This is a genomic window from Croceicoccus sp. YJ47 (assembly GCF_016745095.1).
GTDB lineage: Bacteria > Pseudomonadota > Alphaproteobacteria > Sphingomonadales > Sphingomonadaceae > Croceicoccus.
The window spans coordinates 3,057,188-3,072,188 of sequence record NZ_CP067087.1 but is presented as its reverse complement, the minus strand read 5'-3'; the positions used below and the strand labels follow the sequence as shown (position 1 = coordinate 3,072,188).

16 protein-coding genes are annotated in these 15,001 nt (G+C 64.9%); all 16 read left to right on the top strand.

Annotated elements, in window-relative coordinates:
• The first annotated feature begins 13 nt into the window (after nt 1-13).
• Genes traL through JD971_RS14955 form a run of 16 tightly spaced genes read left to right on the top strand, consistent with a single transcriptional unit; the run spans nt 14 to nt 14,993 of the window.
• Nucleotides 14-301 carry a type IV conjugative transfer system protein TraL gene (traL, locus tag JD971_RS15030; RefSeq protein WP_020819170.1) on the top strand — a complete coding sequence of 96 codons (288 nt, stop codon included), beginning with the start codon at nt 14-16 and terminating at the stop codon, nt 299-301.
• Nucleotides 302-312: 11 nt separating this feature from the next.
• Nucleotides 313-885 carry a type IV conjugative transfer system protein TraE gene (locus tag JD971_RS15025; protein ID WP_202084640.1) on the top strand — a complete coding sequence of 191 codons (573 nt, stop codon included), beginning with the start codon at nt 313-315 and terminating at the stop codon, nt 883-885.
• Nucleotides 885-1,643, top strand: a complete 759-nt coding sequence (locus JD971_RS15020; protein WP_202084638.1) for a type-F conjugative transfer system secretin TraK — start codon at nt 885-887, stop codon at nt 1,641-1,643. Before JD971_RS15025 ends, JD971_RS15020 begins: the two co-directional genes overlap by 1 nt.
• Complete coding sequence (locus JD971_RS15015; protein WP_202084636.1) at nt 1,636-2,976, top strand: TrbI/VirB10 family protein; 1,341 nt, start codon at nt 1,636-1,638, stop codon at nt 2,974-2,976. The genes JD971_RS15020 and JD971_RS15015 overlap by 8 nt, the downstream gene beginning before the upstream one ends.
• Nucleotides 2,973-3,875 carry a DsbC family protein gene (locus JD971_RS15010; RefSeq protein ID WP_202084634.1) on the top strand — a complete coding sequence of 301 codons (903 nt, stop codon included), beginning with the start codon at nt 2,973-2,975 and terminating at the stop codon, nt 3,873-3,875. Before JD971_RS15015 ends, JD971_RS15010 begins: the two co-directional genes overlap by 4 nt.
• 4 nt (nt 3,876-3,879) lie before the next feature.
• Nucleotides 3,880-4,689 carry a conjugal transfer protein TraV gene (locus JD971_RS15005; RefSeq protein WP_202084632.1) on the top strand — a complete coding sequence of 270 codons (810 nt, stop codon included), beginning with the start codon at nt 3,880-3,882 and terminating at the stop codon, nt 4,687-4,689.
• Complete coding sequence (traC, locus tag JD971_RS15000; RefSeq protein ID WP_202084630.1) at nt 4,689-7,232, top strand: type IV secretion system protein TraC; 2,544 nt, start codon at nt 4,689-4,691, stop codon at nt 7,230-7,232. The genes JD971_RS15005 and traC overlap by 1 nt, the downstream gene beginning before the upstream one ends.
• Nucleotides 7,233-7,261: 29 nt before the next feature.
• On the top strand, nt 7,262-7,654 hold the full coding sequence (locus JD971_RS14995) for a hypothetical protein (RefSeq protein WP_202084628.1): 393 nt from the start codon (nt 7,262-7,264) through the stop codon (nt 7,652-7,654).
• Entirely contained in the window at nt 7,651-8,058 is a 408-nt protein-coding gene (locus JD971_RS14990) for a type-F conjugative transfer system protein TrbI (protein ID WP_202084625.1), read from the top strand. The genes JD971_RS14995 and JD971_RS14990 overlap by 4 nt, the downstream gene beginning before the upstream one ends.
• Nucleotides 8,045-8,569: a S26 family signal peptidase gene (locus tag JD971_RS14985; RefSeq protein WP_202084624.1), complete on the top strand. Its 525-nt coding sequence runs from the start codon at nt 8,045-8,047 to the stop codon at nt 8,567-8,569. Before JD971_RS14990 ends, JD971_RS14985 begins: the two co-directional genes overlap by 14 nt.
• Nucleotides 8,566-9,213, top strand: coding sequence for a type-F conjugative transfer system protein TraW (gene traW, locus JD971_RS14980; RefSeq protein ID WP_202084623.1), 648 nt, complete (start codon nt 8,566-8,568; stop codon nt 9,211-9,213). Before JD971_RS14985 ends, traW begins: the two co-directional genes overlap by 4 nt.
• Complete coding sequence (gene traU / locus JD971_RS14975) at nt 9,210-10,238, top strand: conjugal transfer pilus assembly protein TraU (protein WP_202084622.1); 1,029 nt, start codon at nt 9,210-9,212, stop codon at nt 10,236-10,238. The genes traW and traU overlap by 4 nt, the downstream gene beginning before the upstream one ends.
• A complete protein-coding gene (trbC, locus tag JD971_RS14970) occupies nt 10,235-10,999 on the top strand; it encodes a type-F conjugative transfer system pilin assembly protein TrbC (protein ID WP_202084621.1) in 765 nt (254 codons plus the stop codon). The genes traU and trbC overlap by 4 nt, the downstream gene beginning before the upstream one ends.
• The gene (locus JD971_RS14965; protein WP_236672130.1) at nt 10,996-12,723 is read left to right on the top strand and encodes a conjugal transfer protein TraN; all 1,728 of its coding nucleotides are present in this window, start codon (nt 10,996-10,998) and stop codon (nt 12,721-12,723) included. Before trbC ends, JD971_RS14965 begins: the two co-directional genes overlap by 4 nt.
• Complete coding sequence (locus JD971_RS14960; protein WP_202084620.1) at nt 12,704-13,555, top strand: conjugal transfer protein TraF; 852 nt, start codon at nt 12,704-12,706, stop codon at nt 13,553-13,555. The genes JD971_RS14965 and JD971_RS14960 overlap by 20 nt, the downstream gene beginning before the upstream one ends.
• Nucleotide 13,556: 1 nt before the next feature.
• Nucleotides 13,557-14,993, top strand: coding sequence for a conjugal transfer protein TraH (locus tag JD971_RS14955; RefSeq protein WP_202084619.1), 1,437 nt, complete (start codon nt 13,557-13,559; stop codon nt 14,991-14,993).
• The last annotated feature ends 8 nt before the right edge of the window (nt 14,994-15,001 follow it).

The window sequence follows — 15,001 nt, the reverse complement described above, 5'->3', positions numbered from 1 at the left end:
AGGCGGCGTCGCCATGGCAGACCCATACATCATTCCTCGACGGCTCGATGACCCGGAGCTTATCGGCTTCTGGACCATCGACGAGTTCGCGGGAATGCTGGCCCCCTTCACCTGGGGGATCCTCACCCAGCATATCTTTATCGGCATCATAGTCGCCTTCGGCGCCTGGTTCGCATTGCGAAAGGCAAAAGCAGGACGCGCCAGCTCCTGGGTAGCCCATGCCGCATACTGGTATCTGCCTGCGGGATTTCTGGGCCTCAAGGCAACGCCGCCTTCCCACTGCCGACTACTCGCCGGTTGAGGGGCACTCCCATGTTTTCCGACATATCCCACGAACGTCAGCAATCGCTGCTGCGCCAGCGGAACCTCTTTGCGCTCACCAGCGCGGGGCTTGGCCTCGCACTGGTCGTCGCTGGGAGCCTTGCCGCTACCCGCGACCGCGAGGTGGTGCTGGTTCCGACCGTTCCGAAAGCGCTCACCGTGAGCAGTGCCGGGGTCGAGGCCGATTATCTCGAGCTCGTCACCCGCGATGCGGCCCTTGTTCTCCTCAATCGCAGTCCGGAAGGCCTCGATTATTGGATGAACGAGATCCTGAAGCTCGCTGATCCCGCAAGCTATGGCCGCCTCAAGGCCGAGCTCGTCCGGATCGTCGACGAGCAGCGGGGCTCGGACGTCACGCAGGCTTTCGTGATCCGGTCGATGACTGTCGACCCCAAGGGCCTCACCTCGGATGTGACCGGGACCCTCAAGACCTTCGTCGGCGCGCAGGTGATTGCGAGTGACGAGCGCCGCTTCCGCTTCAGTTGGACTTACCGCGGTCTGCGCCTGGCGCTCTCCGGGTTTGCGCAGCTCCCCCCACAGGATAAATCGAAGGAGGCCCAGTGATGGCTTACCGATCAGGGGCCCAGACGCGGGCCTTACTTCTGAGCGTGGCAGCGCTGCTCGCCGCAGCAGCCGAGCCTGCCCATGCGGCCGACCAGTTCAAACAGGCCGCCGATGGCGCCGCGATCGAATGCAGCGTTTCGGCACGCGAGCTCACCCGCTTCGCATTGGTCGACGACCAGTTCGCCAGCGTCTCGAAGATCTCGACCGGCACGCCGTACAACGACTTTGCCGTGACCAACGAGCCGGTGCGCGGCGACATCTACGTGTCCGTGCCCGAAACCTACGCGGCGCGGGCCATCAGCTTCTTCGCCACGACCAAAAAAGGCTTCGTCTACAAGGTCGTGTGCCGGGTCGAGCAGATCCCGGCAGCGCAGATCTTCGTTACCAACCCGGCGATCGCGAAGAACCGTGCCGCTGACTGGGAAAGCCAGACCCCGCTCGAAACAAGCGCCGTCAGGCTCATTCAGGCGATGGCCAATGACCGGTCGGTCGATGGCTTCGAGGTACGCCAGGCTACCGCTAGCCCTGCGCGCGTTGGCGATCTCGAGCTCCAGCTCATCGCCGATTATCGCGGCGCCAGCCTCACCGGGAAAGTCGTCCGCATCCACAATCGCGGATCGAAGAGCGTGACGCTCGCCGAACGCGATCTGGCACCGCGCGACACGCTCGCCGTCTCGATCGCCGAACCAAAGCTCGAACCCGGGGCCAGCACCACGGCCTTTGTTGTCGGCGCAAACGGGGAGACCGGCCATGACTGATGCAGCCAATACGACAGGCACTGCCCCTTTGCAGGCCGAGAGCGCGGCATCGTCCGAACTTTCCGGGCTCAACACCCGCACCGCGCGCCGTCAGAAGCTGCTGCTGGGATCGCTGGGAGCACTCGCCCTCATCGGCGGATGCTGGTTCATCCTTGGCGGCGATGACAAGGCCAAGACCGGCGATCCCAATGCGGCGCAGACGATCGACACGGCGGGTCTGGTCAACCGCGATCTGTCCCAGCGCGAGTTCGTCGCGACTTATGGCAACCGTCTGGATGCGGTCACGCGCGAACAGAAGGCGCTCAAAGACGGCAGCATTCCACGAAGCGAGATCGAAGCGCAGCTGGCGGCTCTCAAGGCCGAGAACCAGGCCATGCGGGTCGATGGACAGTCCGCGATCGATGCCATCTCGGCAGAGAACGCTGAGCTCAAGACCCGGCTTGCCGCGCAGCCTGCATCGCCGGCACCGGCTGTACCGCCACCGGCCTATGGGCCGCAGGCAGGCGGCTATGACGCACGGGCCCGTTCACCTCAAACTAGCGCCGTCGCCGCAGCAGGCGACCCGCAGGGCGGAATGATCCCGTCGCCTGGCGAGGTGAAGCTGATGAGCTTCAGCTCTGACAAGGCTGGGGTGAGCGGTCTGAGAGTGGGCCGTCCCGATGCACCGCCGGTCGTCGTCGAGGATTCGCCCGATTACCTGCCGCCCAACTCCTACGCGCCGGCACGCGTAATCGTCGGCGTCGATGCCTCGGCAGGCGTCGCCAGCCAGACCGATCCGCTGCCTGTGGTGCTTCGGATTACCGGCCCTGCTCGTTCGGTCATGCAGAACGGAAAAGTTCTGACCACCCGGATCCAGGGCTGCATTGTCAACGGCGCGGCACGCGGGGATCTCAGCAGTGAGAAGGTCTATGTGAAGCTCGCCCGCATGACCTGCGATCAGCCTGGCGGCAGGGTCGCAGTGAGCGAGGTCAAAGGCTTCATCAGCTTCGCTGGCAAGTCCGGGGTCCGCGGCCGCGTCGTAAGCCGCGAAGGCAGCCTCATCAGCCAGGCCCTGCTGGCCGGGATCGTCGGCGGCTTCGGGCGCGGCTTCTCGGCCAACGCCAACAGCGTCTTCTCCGGCGTCACGACCAACCCCGACGGCAGTCGCTCCAAGCTCTCGGCCGGCGACATTCTCGGTGGCGGGCTTGGCCAGGGCGCCGCCGACGCTGCCGACACGGTCAGCAAATACCTGATCGAGCGCGCCGAACAGTACCAACCCGTCGTCGAGATGCCGACCGGCATCGATGTCGAGATCGTGTTCCTCGACGGCGTCTACGTGAGGAACTCCCAATGATCGAAAATACTCTCCTCGAGCAGGACAATCGTCGGCGCCGCTGGTTGCGCCCGGCGGCCGGACTGGCGGCGATCATCGCCGTGTCGGCCGCGACGGGATGGGGTGTGGCAAGCCTTGCTGCCCCTGCTGCCGCTCCGGACACGGCGAAGGTTCGAGAGGCGCTCAAGCTGCGCCTGCCCAAGACGCCGATCGACGCGATCAACTGCAAGGGCCTTGGCGGCCTGTGCGAGGTCGCGTCCAAATCGACGCTTTTCTACGTCGACCGCGCTGCGAAGTATTTAGTGATCTACCGGGTCTACGACATGGAAGCCCGTCAGGATCTGACGGCTGCCCGGTTGCTTGCCCTCAATCCGGACCTGTTGGCAGCGGGGGCAGCGCGGCGCAGCAATCCTGAAACACAAGCGGAAGGCGGCCCGAGCGCAGCCGCAGCGTCAGCCCGGACCACCCCGCCGCGCCATGTCCCGCTCGGCAATCTTCCAGCCAAAGGCGCGATCACTTGGGGTCCTGCCAACGGTCCGCATGTCGTCGTCTTTTCGGACTTCCACTGCGGCTATTGCAAGAAGCTCGAGGCCGAATTGAAGGCGATCGGAGCGCGGGTTGAAGAGCGGCCGATCTCGATCTTCGGGGCCGAAAGCCGGCGCGATGCTGAACGGGTTCTGTGCTCGCCCCGGCCTGAGCTGGCGCTGCATATGGCCTATTCGGGTCTGGCGCTCGCCAATCCCAAACCCTGCGACACGAGCGGGCTCGATGCCAACGAGGCCTTCGCGCGAGCCCACGGCTTTGGCGGCACGCCTGTGATCGTGCGCCCCGCCGATGGCGCCGTTCTCGAGGGCTTCCGGCCTGCCGCCGTGCTCCGGGAATTCCTGCGCGCTGCCCCCACCCCTGCTCCCAAAGGATAGACCAATGCGTTTTCCGACACGTCTCCTTGCCTGCGCCTGTCTGGTCGGTCTTGCCAGTGGCTGCGCCACGTTCGGCACCAACGTCGAGGGCGATTTCACCTGCCGCGCGCCGAAGGGCGACTGCGCACCAGCCCATATCATCGATGCCAAGGCGACGGACAATCTGTCGAACGGCACGCTGCTCCATGCTGTCGCGCGGCAGAGGTCAGGCGTCGTGGATGCCGACACCAGCCGCACGGCGGAACGCACCTTGCGCGTCGTCTTCCCCGCTCATGTCGATGAAGCTGGAACGCTGCATGACGAAGCGGTCGCCTGGACCGTCGTCGAAAATCCGCGCTGGGCCACCGAGCTGCGCCGCAAGGCGGGTGAGGACCAGGGCGGATCCCTGATGCGCCAGGTCCGTCGGCAGCTGAAAGCCGCCCAGAGAGCCCCAGCACCGGACGGTGCGGAAGGAGACCCGAACGCACCTGATGAGGCGTCGCCCTTCTCGTCTGCACGCGACGACGCGGGTCAGGCTGGCGGCATCTCGGGCGCCGATGCCCCCAGTCCCTTCAACGAAACTTCAGATGCCTCGCCGCTGGTCCTCCCCTCCACGGCGCGCGAGGCCGTTGCCGGTGCCAAGGCACCGGCGGTCGAGGGGTTCGACACGTCGCCTCCCCCGCGTGATCGAGCCCCTCGGCCTGAGGCGGGGCAGAGCGCTCCGCTGTTCCCCAGCGCAGCGGCGATTGAAGCCGCGAAAGCTGCAATCCGCCCGGCAGTCAGAACCGGCGAACAGCCGATCGTCAGCACCTCGCAGCCGAAGGAGCCCAAGTGATGGCCGAACAACTCAAGACCGTCGTCGATCGGCTGCTCAGTGGATTGCTGGGTGATGCCGAGCACGCTGACAAAGCCCGCCCGCAGCTCATGGTCGACATGCTCTCCGACTGGCTCCCCTACCGGGTCTACGATCCGGCAACACGCCTTTACTTCAACGCACGCTCGAAGGGCTTTGTCCTTTCGGTTACGCCGCTGATCGGAGCCGACGAGCGCACCGGGGAAATCCTGGGACAGTTCTTCTCGGAAGGACTGCCAGCAGGCGCCTGCCTGCAGGTGCTCCACCTTGCAAGCCCGCGCATCAGCAGGATCATCGCCCCGTGGTTCGCCCCACGGTACATTCAGGGCGGGGTGTACGAAGCGATTGCCCGGCACCGGGCGCGGCGGCTCTATTCGCTCGTCTGGGAGTCCGGCTCGCCGGACGCGCCCTTCCATGCGCGGCATCACCAGGTCATCGTCTCGGTCGGGGTGCCGACGTCCAAATCGGTCAGCAATGAGGATCTCAAGCAGACCCGCGATGGCCTGGTGGCGATGCTCAAGTCGCTCAATCTCGGCGTGGTCGAAGTCGGGCCGGAAGCGCTCATCGCTGTCATCGATGATCTGACTTCGCCCACCACCGCCCCGCAGGACGATGCGGTGCCCTACAACCCGAATGATCCAATCGCCTCCCAGGCGATCCGCCACGACATCGAACTGGTGGTGGCTGAAGATCGCATGCGGCTCGTGACCGAGCGTTTCCGCCCCACTGGCAAGGTCAATGACGGCGTGCCCGAGATCGGGACAGTCTATCCCGATGCCTTCGATGTCCGGCATTTTGCCGTACGCAACATGCCATCGCGCTGGGCCCCGTGGGAATGCGCGCGGCTGATCGGCGACCTGTTCACCGACAAGCTGCGCTTCCCCTGCCCCGCCGCCACCATGCTGTGTCTCGTCTATCCGGACCAGGAGGCTGCATCGGCGAAGGCTGGCTTCAAGTTCATGCGGACAACCAGCCTCGCCGGGACCCGCAGCGCCCGGTTCCTGCCGCGGATCGGGGAACAGGCCGCCGAGTGGCAACATGTTCAGGCCGAGCTCCAGGAAGGCCGCCGTCTCGTGCGGGTCTTCTACGGTGTGACGGCCTATTCACCGCTGGGTCAGGGTGATCGCCACGAACGCGCGATCAAGTCAATCTACAAGGCGGCGGGCTGGGACCTCACCGACGAGCGCTACCTCCAGATCCAGGGATTCCTGGCCGCGATGCCGCTCACCCTGGCTGACGGGCTCGGCGCCGATATGGAACGGCTGAAGCGGTTCAAGACCGTGTTGTCGACGACCGCTGCCAATATCGCGCCCATGCAGGGCGAGTATCTCGGCAGCGCCCACCCCCACCTGCTGTTCGTCGGCCGTCGCGGCCAGCCCTTCTTTTGGTCCCCGTTCGAGAACGATGCCGGCAACCACAATGTCGCGATCTGCGGCAAGTCGGGATCGGGCAAGTCGGTGCTGCTCCAGGAGATGTGCGCCGCGCTGCGCGGCGCCGGCGCGCAGGTTGTCGTGATCGACGATGGCCGCAGCTTCGAGCACTCGGTCAAGCTGCAGGGCGGCCGCTTTGTCGAGTTCACGATGAAAGCGGGCTTCTGCCTCAACCCGTTCTCGATGATCGATGGGACCCGCGCCGCCGAGGACGAGGACTACCGCCTCGACTGCTTCGGGATGATCAAGGCCATCGTCGGGCAAATGGCTCGCCACAGCGCGAAGCTGACCGATATCGAACGCGGATTGATCGACCGGGCGGTCAACCTCGTCTGGGCGCAGCACGGCGCGGCTGCCACGGTCACGACCGTCGGCGAAATGCTGGCCAGTCTCGGCCATGACACAGCGACGGACATCGCAACCGCGCTTGCCCCCTACATGGCGGGCGGGACTTACGGCGCCTTCTTCGAGGGCCAGGCAAGCCTCGACCTCGATGCAGACTTCACGGTTTTCGAGATGTCCGACCTCGCGAGCCGGGAGGATCTGCGCAGCGTCGTGCTCTCAGCCATCATGTTCATGACCAGCCAGGCCATGACGCGAAGCCCAAGGTCGCTGCGCAAGCTCCTGCTGATCGATGAAGCCTGGTCGATGCTGAAGGGCGGCTCGATGGGCGAATTCGTCGAAACCTACGCCCGCACCTGTCGCAAATATGGCGGCGCGCTGGCGACCGCTACCCAGTCGCTCAACGACTACTACAAGTCCGACGGGGCGACGGCGGCGCTCGAGAACAGCGACTGGATGCTGATCCTACAGCAAAAGCCGGAGACGATCGCCGATTTCAAGGCAAGCAAGCGCCTCGATATGGACGATCGCACCGAGACGCTGATCCGCAGTCTCAAGCGCTCCGGGAGCGACTATTCCGAGGTGTTCATCAAGGGGCCGGAGACCGAGGCGATCGGGCGGCTCGTGCTCGATGACTATTCGGCAACGCTCTTCTCGAGTTCGCCCCAGACCTTTGCCGCCATCGATGCCGAGATCGCGCGCGGGCACCAGCTCGCCGATGCCATCGAGCGCATCGCTCATCCCAACCGCTGACACCCCATCACCAAAGGATCCCTATCTCCATGCCTCTCCACCTCGTCACCCCCTTCGACCGGACCGACCCGTCCGAAGACGAACACCCCGTCAGCCAGCCGGTGCGGACATTGCGCTCGCGCGTGGCCGATGGCTGCTACATTCTGCTTCGCGGCTGCCTGTTTCTCGGCTCGTCCTACCTGATGGCGCTGGGCCTGCCGCTGCTCTTCTTCTTGCTGTTGTCGGGCGGCAATCCCGATGCCTTCTTCGCCCATGTCGCCAATCTCGGTGACCGCTTCCTGGCGGCCGACCTCGCACGCCGCGTGACCTTCCTCGGCCAGTGCAAGTTCGTTCTGATCGGTCTCGCGACGCTCGTCGTCGTGTGGCGCATGCCGCGCTTCATCCGCGATCTCGACCGCGAACTTTCGGGAGAAAAGCTGTGAAGAACATTCTGGCAACATCGGGCCTGCGCTGGCGGCTTGCATCGATCAATTTCACCGCTGTCGTGGTCGGCGCCGGCATGATCGGTCAGGTGCTGTGGGGTGTCTGGGCGACGGACAAGCTGCTCACCCTGGAAAAACGCGAGGTCGTCACGGTCCAGCTGAGCCGGATCATGGGCGACTTCATCGAAGCCGAAGCGCGTGCCGGTCGGCCGCCTGAAGAAACCAGACTGCGCGTCCAGGCCTACCTCAAGGCCGTGGAAGCCTCGGTACAGAAGCTCGGACGCGAAGGCCGGACAGTTCTGGTTGCCGAAGCAGTGGTCGCCGGGAGCACACCGGACCTGACCGGGTCTGTGCGTGCCGACGTCGTGCGCCGCATGGGAGCCATTCCCAATGCAGCCCGCTGATCTCTTGATCCGCTCAGCTTTGGCGCGCCGGCTCGTGCTTTGGGGCGGGCTCGGCGCCGGGGCACTGGCGCTCTCCTCGCTTGCCGCCTTCGCGCAGGGCCATGCGCTTATGATCAATGTGAGCCCCAGCCTGCCCTACTGGGCCATCTGGGTCACGCGGGGGGCACCCGTGCATCGCGGGGACATCATCCTGTTCGACCCACCCACCTCGCCTTTGTTGGTCAAGCATTTCGGGGCGAAGCCCAAGCCGTTCGGCAAGCGGGTGAGCGGTGTTCCGGGCGACATCATCACCGAGCAAAACCGCATCTACTTCGTCAACGGTGAGGCCGTGGCCAAGGCCAAGCTTGAGAGCCGCCTCGGCGAACCGCTGGCGCTTGGACCTACGGGGCGCGTGCCGAAAGGCTGCTACTTCGTCACCAGCGAACACAAGGATGGCTTCGACAGTCGCTATGCCGCGATCGGTTGGATCTGTGGACCGCGCATACTCGGGGTCGGGAGGCCAATCCTGTGAGGCTCCTCACTCTGCCGGTTTGCACCACTGCGCTGGCGCTGGCCATCGCACCACAGGCAATGGCTCGCGATTACGGCCAGCACGGCGCGGTATGGCCGGTCATCGAACCGGACCTGCTTCAGCAGATCCATGCCAGGCTCACCCAGCTTGAGAAGACCGGCGAAACGGCCCGTCTCAACGAAGAGCTGAAGCGGCGGACAATCGCCCGGGTCAACCGGCCAGAGCCGGTCGCGGGCGTTACCCTCGCCTCGGCGCTGCGCAGCTGGCGTTTCGATCCGACGATCACCGTCGAGCGCGATATTGCCGACGACAAAGGCCGGCTCATCATTGCCGCAGGCACGCGGGTCAATCCGCTCGATACCGTGCCGCTCCGGGCTCCCCTCGTCTTTCTCGATGGGGACGACCCGGCACAGCTCGCCTGGGCCACCCGTCGCTATGCCAGCACAAAGGCCAAGCTCATCCTCGTGCGGGGTGCGCCGCTCGAACTCATGAAGGCCCGTCAGCGGCGCTTCTACTTCGATCAGGGCGGCACGCTGGTGAAACACTTCGGCATTCGCGCGGTGCCCGCAACCGTCGAGCAGCAGGGCCGCGCGCTCATCATCACCGAACTGCCCGTGCCTCTCAAGGAGCATGCGCCGTCATGAGCAAGAAAAAACGCCTTCTGTCATGGCTTTGCGGAGCATTTCTGCTCACCAGCCTGAGCGTCGTGTCCAGTGCTCCTGCCCAGGCTGCGGCCGGCCCCGGGCGCTGCACTGGCAAGTTCGTCAATCCGATCACGGACATCTGCTGGTCGTGCCTGTTTCCGATCTCGATCGGTGGCCTGAAGATCTGGCCGTCGAGCCGTCCCGATACGAGCAACCCGGTTCTCCCCGTTTGCCTGTGCGGTTTGCGGCCCGGCATCGCCATGGGGTTCTGGGAGCCGGTCCGGCTTGCCGACGTCAGCATGAAGCCATGGTGCTTCGTCAATCTCGGCGGGATGAAGCTCGATCCGGGGTTCGACATCGGCTTCAAGTCGATGGCGGGGCCATCGGCGGTTGGCGGCAACACCCAGTACAACTCGCAGTGGCATGTCCACTGGTATGCCTATCCGCTGATCTACTGGATGGAGATCGTCGCCGATTTCCTGTGCCTCGAGTCCGGCTCGATCGACATACTCTACATCACCGAGATTGATCCGCTCTGGCAGGACAGCGAGCTAACCGCGATCATCAATCCCGAGGCGGTCCTCTTCGCCAATCCCTTGGCGCTTGCCGCCTGTGCAGCGGACTGCGTGGCGGCAACGGCCAAGCTGCCGACCGATGAACTGTTCTGGTGCGCGGGCTGCCAGGGCACGATGTATCCGCTCAACGGCAATGTCTCGGCAACGATCGGCCATGTGCAGGCATCGCGGCTCGCGCTCGCCCGGTTCTCCTACAAGCTCCACCGCGAGCTCGTCGCTTGGGGGACGATGGGCAGCAAAGGGCTTTGCGGCAAGTACCTGATGCCGGTGATGCGCAAGCAGCAATACCGCTTCCAGGCCACCAATCCCAATCCGCAGACCAAGGGCCGCTACGCCTGCGCGCCCATTGGTGCCTCCACCACCTTCATGTCGGCAGGCCAGGTCTATCCCGCCATTGGCGAGGACATGGGCTACCTGGTCTGGCGCAAGCGGAATTGCTGTGCGCTATGAACAAACTTCCTCATCTTCTTGTAGTCGCCTCGCTTTCCAGCCTTGCTGCTTTGGCTGGCGCCTCGGCGCAGACGGCCGAACCGGACCTCGATCTGGCCGCTATCCGGGCGCGGGCCATTACTGGTGCCCCCGATGCCGACGCGCTGTCTGCCAATGCCCGCGCCAGAGCCGAAGCCCTGGCGCGGGAAGCGAGGACCAGCTCCGACGAGGCCGAGGCGCACGCTCGCCGCTACACCCGTGAGGCCGCCGCGAACGCGAAGCCTGGTGAGGCCAGCACATTCGATTTTGACCGGATGGTGGCCGATGCCGGCGCCATGACCAGCGAAGGCATGGGCGAGGCGCCGAGGTTCATCGCCTTTGCTTCGCTATCGATGCCGCCTGCAGCGCTGCGTGCGATGATCGACGACGTGACCAAGGCTGGCGGTGTTGTTGCCTTGCGTGGGCTGCCCGGCAACAGCGCCAAGGCTCTCACGGCGGCATTGGCCAAAGTTGCCAAGCCCGGCGAGCAACTGGACGGCGTCGGCATCGACCCGCGACTGTTCCGCGCCTTCGGGATCGAGGCGGTGCCCACCTACGTCGTCACCAGCAGCGACTTCGATCTGTGCGACGGGTTCGACTGCCGGACGCAAGCTCCGCCGCACGACCGGATGAGCGGCAATGTCAGCGCAGCTTACGCGCTCGAGACCTTCGTGCGCGGCGGCGGCCCCGGCGCTTTGCTCGCCGCCCAGCACCTCGCCCGTCTTGAAAGGCAGGTTCCATGAAACGACCAGTCATCTCTCTCGCTGGCGTGGGCGCGCTTCTGCTCGCCCTCGCCGGCCCGCTCTACGCCCAGACTACAACCGATGCTGCCAAAGCCGACGGCAAGGCTTTCGGGCGGGACAAGACAGCCGCGGCGCAAAGCGCGGCAACGACGAACCCGGATGCAAGCCGCATCCCCAATTTCGGCGGCACGCCGAGCCAGTCGGGTTATTTCGACGATCCTGACCGGATGAGCCGCGAAGCGGCGAGCCAGGCGACGAGCAACACCGGCTACAAGGCCATGCGGGATTCGATGGACCGGCGCGCCCGGTTTGCGCCGCAGGATCTCGATGCAACGATCGCGCGCAGCAATGTGATCAGCGATGACCCGCTCGCCTATACGAGCGGAATGGCCATCGGCGGCTCGCAGGGACGCTGCGTGCCCTTGCCGCTTACCAGCGGAACCGCGGCGCGCTACATGGCGACCTGCAATGTTGGCTTTACCGCAACACAGGAAACACGGACCTGCCCCGTGACGTTGACCGCGCGTGTCGAGCAGCGGCAGGTCTACGGCTACTACTGTGTTGGTGGTAGCGGGGTCGACCCGGCTTCGGTCTACAACTGCAACCGCTACCCCGCTCCGCAATGCACGGTCACGCAGTCCTATCCGATCAATCTGTGCGACCCCTATTTCGGGATCTACTGGGGCTGTAACTCGGGCAATCTAAGGGTCGATCTCGTTAGTTGCACGGCGCCGGTCGATGGCGCGACGCCCTACACGGTGACAGGCGAGAACGTCGTCACGACCACGCTCGATGAAAGCCAGTGTGCTGGTCTCGCGGCTGATACCTCGTGCCAGCAAGACACCGAGACGTGCACGGACAGCGATCCGGTGACCCGCATCGTCGATGGCATCGCCGTGACGCAGCCTTGCTGGGCGTGGAGCCGCAATTACAGCTGCGCGCAGTTCACCGAGGCACAGGACTGCCAGACACTTGAAGCCACTCCGGGCTGCAAGCTGGTGCGCGAAGACTGCCTCGCGGGGGAGCCCTGCCGCACCTGGGAGCGGGTCTATGATTGCCCGGTTCCAGACCAGCCTGCGAACACCAACCAGTTCATCTGCGACGGTGATGTCTACTGCATCGATGGCTCGTGCGAGACCATCCAGCGCGAGGCCAACGACGAGTTCAAGGATGCGGCCGTCGCCTTGAACGCGATGAACCAGGCGCGCCGCGAATTCGATCCGGACAACCTCACTCTGTTCAAGGGGACCCGAGAAAGCTGCTCGTCCAAGGTCTTCGGCGTGCTCAACTGCTGCAAAGGCAAGGGTTTCCCGCTCATCCCGGGCATCCAGCTGCTCGTGGCGCTGGGCTGCAGCCGCGAGGAGATGCTGCTGCATCAGAAGGATGCGCAGGGTCTGTGCGCCTACGTCGGCACTTATTGCTCGTCCTCCTTCCTTGGCGTGTGCCTGACCAAGCGCAAGGTCTACTGCTGCTTTGAATCCAAGCTCTCGCGGATCCTGCAGGAGCAAGGCCGCCAGCAGCTGAACAAGCCCTGGGGCAAACCGAAGACCGAGCAATGCCAGGGCTTCACCATCGACGAGTTCGCCCGGCTCGACCTCTCGAAAATGGACTTCAGCGAGGTCTACGCCGAGTTTACCGACGCCGCCCGCCTGCCTGACGAGCTGCAGGCAACCCAGGACATCCAACAGAAGATCGAGGACTACTATGCCCGCGCCCGCCAGTAAGGCCGCGTGGCGGCTGCTCGCCGCCTGCGCGATTGCCAATTCCGTTTGCCAGCTTTCTCCGGCGACCGCCCAGCCGGTCGCAAGCCGGACCGATGCGCCGCCCAGCGCACAATCGGCCGAGCGCCAGGATAGCTTCTATTGCGAGGAGCGGCGGCTCGGATACTGGTTCTACTGTGAGGGGCCCAAGACGCCGGACCAGAATTCGCCCTCGCCAGCGCCTGCGGCCAGCGCGACTAGCCAACTCGACGCGATCACTGCGACGTTGCGCGAACTGAAGGCCAAGGCGATCCTCGAGCCGACGCCGGCGAATGTGACGGCCTATATCCGCTTCCAGCGCGCCCAGCTCGACCGCGCGTCGCTCTTCAGCGACGTCTGGCAGCGGGCGATCTGGCAGGACCCCGAGCTCGACTACACGCTGCAGCGCCCGGTCTCGACGCTTGGCAAGCGCCAGTGGCAGGATTCGCGAAGCGCGGAACGGAACGCCGCGATGGCCCAGCTTTCCGAGCGCTACGGGCTGTTCTACTTCTTCGCCCAGAGCTGCGGCGCCTGCGAAGTCATGTCGCCAATCGTGCAGAGCGTTGCCTCGACCTGGCATATCGCGGTACGCGCGATTTCGACCGATGGCGGCCCGTCGCGGCATTTCCCGAACTACACGGTCGAGACCAACCAGCGCAGCCGCATGGGGCTCGAGCCCAAGATCACGCCAGCGGTCGTGCTCTGGGACGCGCAGACCGGCCGCCCCATCCCGATCGGCTACGGCGTCATGAGCGCCGACGAGCTGCAGGACCGGATTTACCTCCTCACATCGAAGGAAGCTGGACGTGACTACTAGGATGAAAAGAGCCGTCGCTGCGCTCCTTGCAGCCACCATCCCCCTCGCCCTCCCGCTGTCTGGCGCATCGGCCGACGTCGGCAGTTCGATGGACTCGTTTCTGAACGACGTCGGAGGCGCTGCAAACGTCAACGGACCGACCGCGTTCCAGGGGCAGTCGGCCGGCTATTACAGCCTCGGCAATGTCTGGACGCGGTTCCCGCAGAAGACCACCAACATCGCCAATCTGCAGCTGCCGCGCGCCCGCGCCGGTTGCGGCGGCATCGACATCTTTGCCGGGTCCTTCAGCTTCATCAACGCCAGCGAGATCGTCGCGATGCTGAAGGCAGTCGCGAACAATGCAGTTGGCTTCGCCTTCAGCCTAGCGATCGACACGGTCTGCCCGGAATGCTCGAAGATCATGCAGGAGTTCAGCCAGAAGGCTCAACTCATGAACAACCTCAACATCAACTCCTGCGAGATGGCGCAGGGTCTGGTGGGCGGGATCTGGCCGAAGGGCGACCTTGCCGACAAGGCGATCTGCGAAGCGATCGGCAACTCCGAAGGGATCTTCACCGACTATGCCGCGGCCAAGCATGGGTGCGGCACCAGGGGGCAGAGATCGAGCACGACCGCGCAGGGGTCGGGCAAGTATGACGACGTCAATCCCGGCGTGCCGCGCAACTACACCTGGACGATCCTCAAGAAGTCGGCGTTCTTCTCGCCTGGCGGCCGCTTCGACGAGGAGCTCGCCGAATATGCGATGACGCTGCTGGGCACGATCATCTACGTGCCCCCCAAGGACGACGAGCCGGGCAAGTTCGTGCCGATCGTCGGTGAGGCATCGTCAACCCTCGTGACTTCGCTGCTGGATGGCACGACGAATGGCAACGTCCTCATCTTTGACTGCGACGAGACAGAGAAGTGCCTCAACCCGGGCTTCAAGTCGCTGAGCCTGCCGGCATCGAAAGCGCTGCGGCCGCGGGTGGCTGCGCTCATAGGCGGGATGGTTCAGGCCATCCGCGACGACACGGCGATCAGCGAAGAGCAGAAGGAACTGCTGCAAGTCGCGTCCATCCCGCTCTACAAGATCCTGACCGTCCAGGCGGCATATGGCCGGGGCATGCCGACCGACGACCGGGAGACCCTGGCCGAGATCGCCAGTGTCGACCTCCTGTTTGCCGTGCTCGACCGGATCGTGAGCGAGGCGGGCCGCTCGATGTCGAGCTTCATCGGGGCCGACGAAGCCAAGATCGCGATGTGGCAGAATCAGGTCAATGTCGTGCGTCAGGCGCTCGCTGACCGGCAGGCCAACACGCATCTCAAGGTCAATGCGGTGCTGCAGATCATCGAGAAGACGGCGTTCATCGAGAACGTGCTGGCCGCCTCGATGTCGCCCGGAATGGCCGCCTCGCTGGACTGGTCGCGCGGCGTCCAGAGCCGCGCCCTCACCCACTGACCGAACCA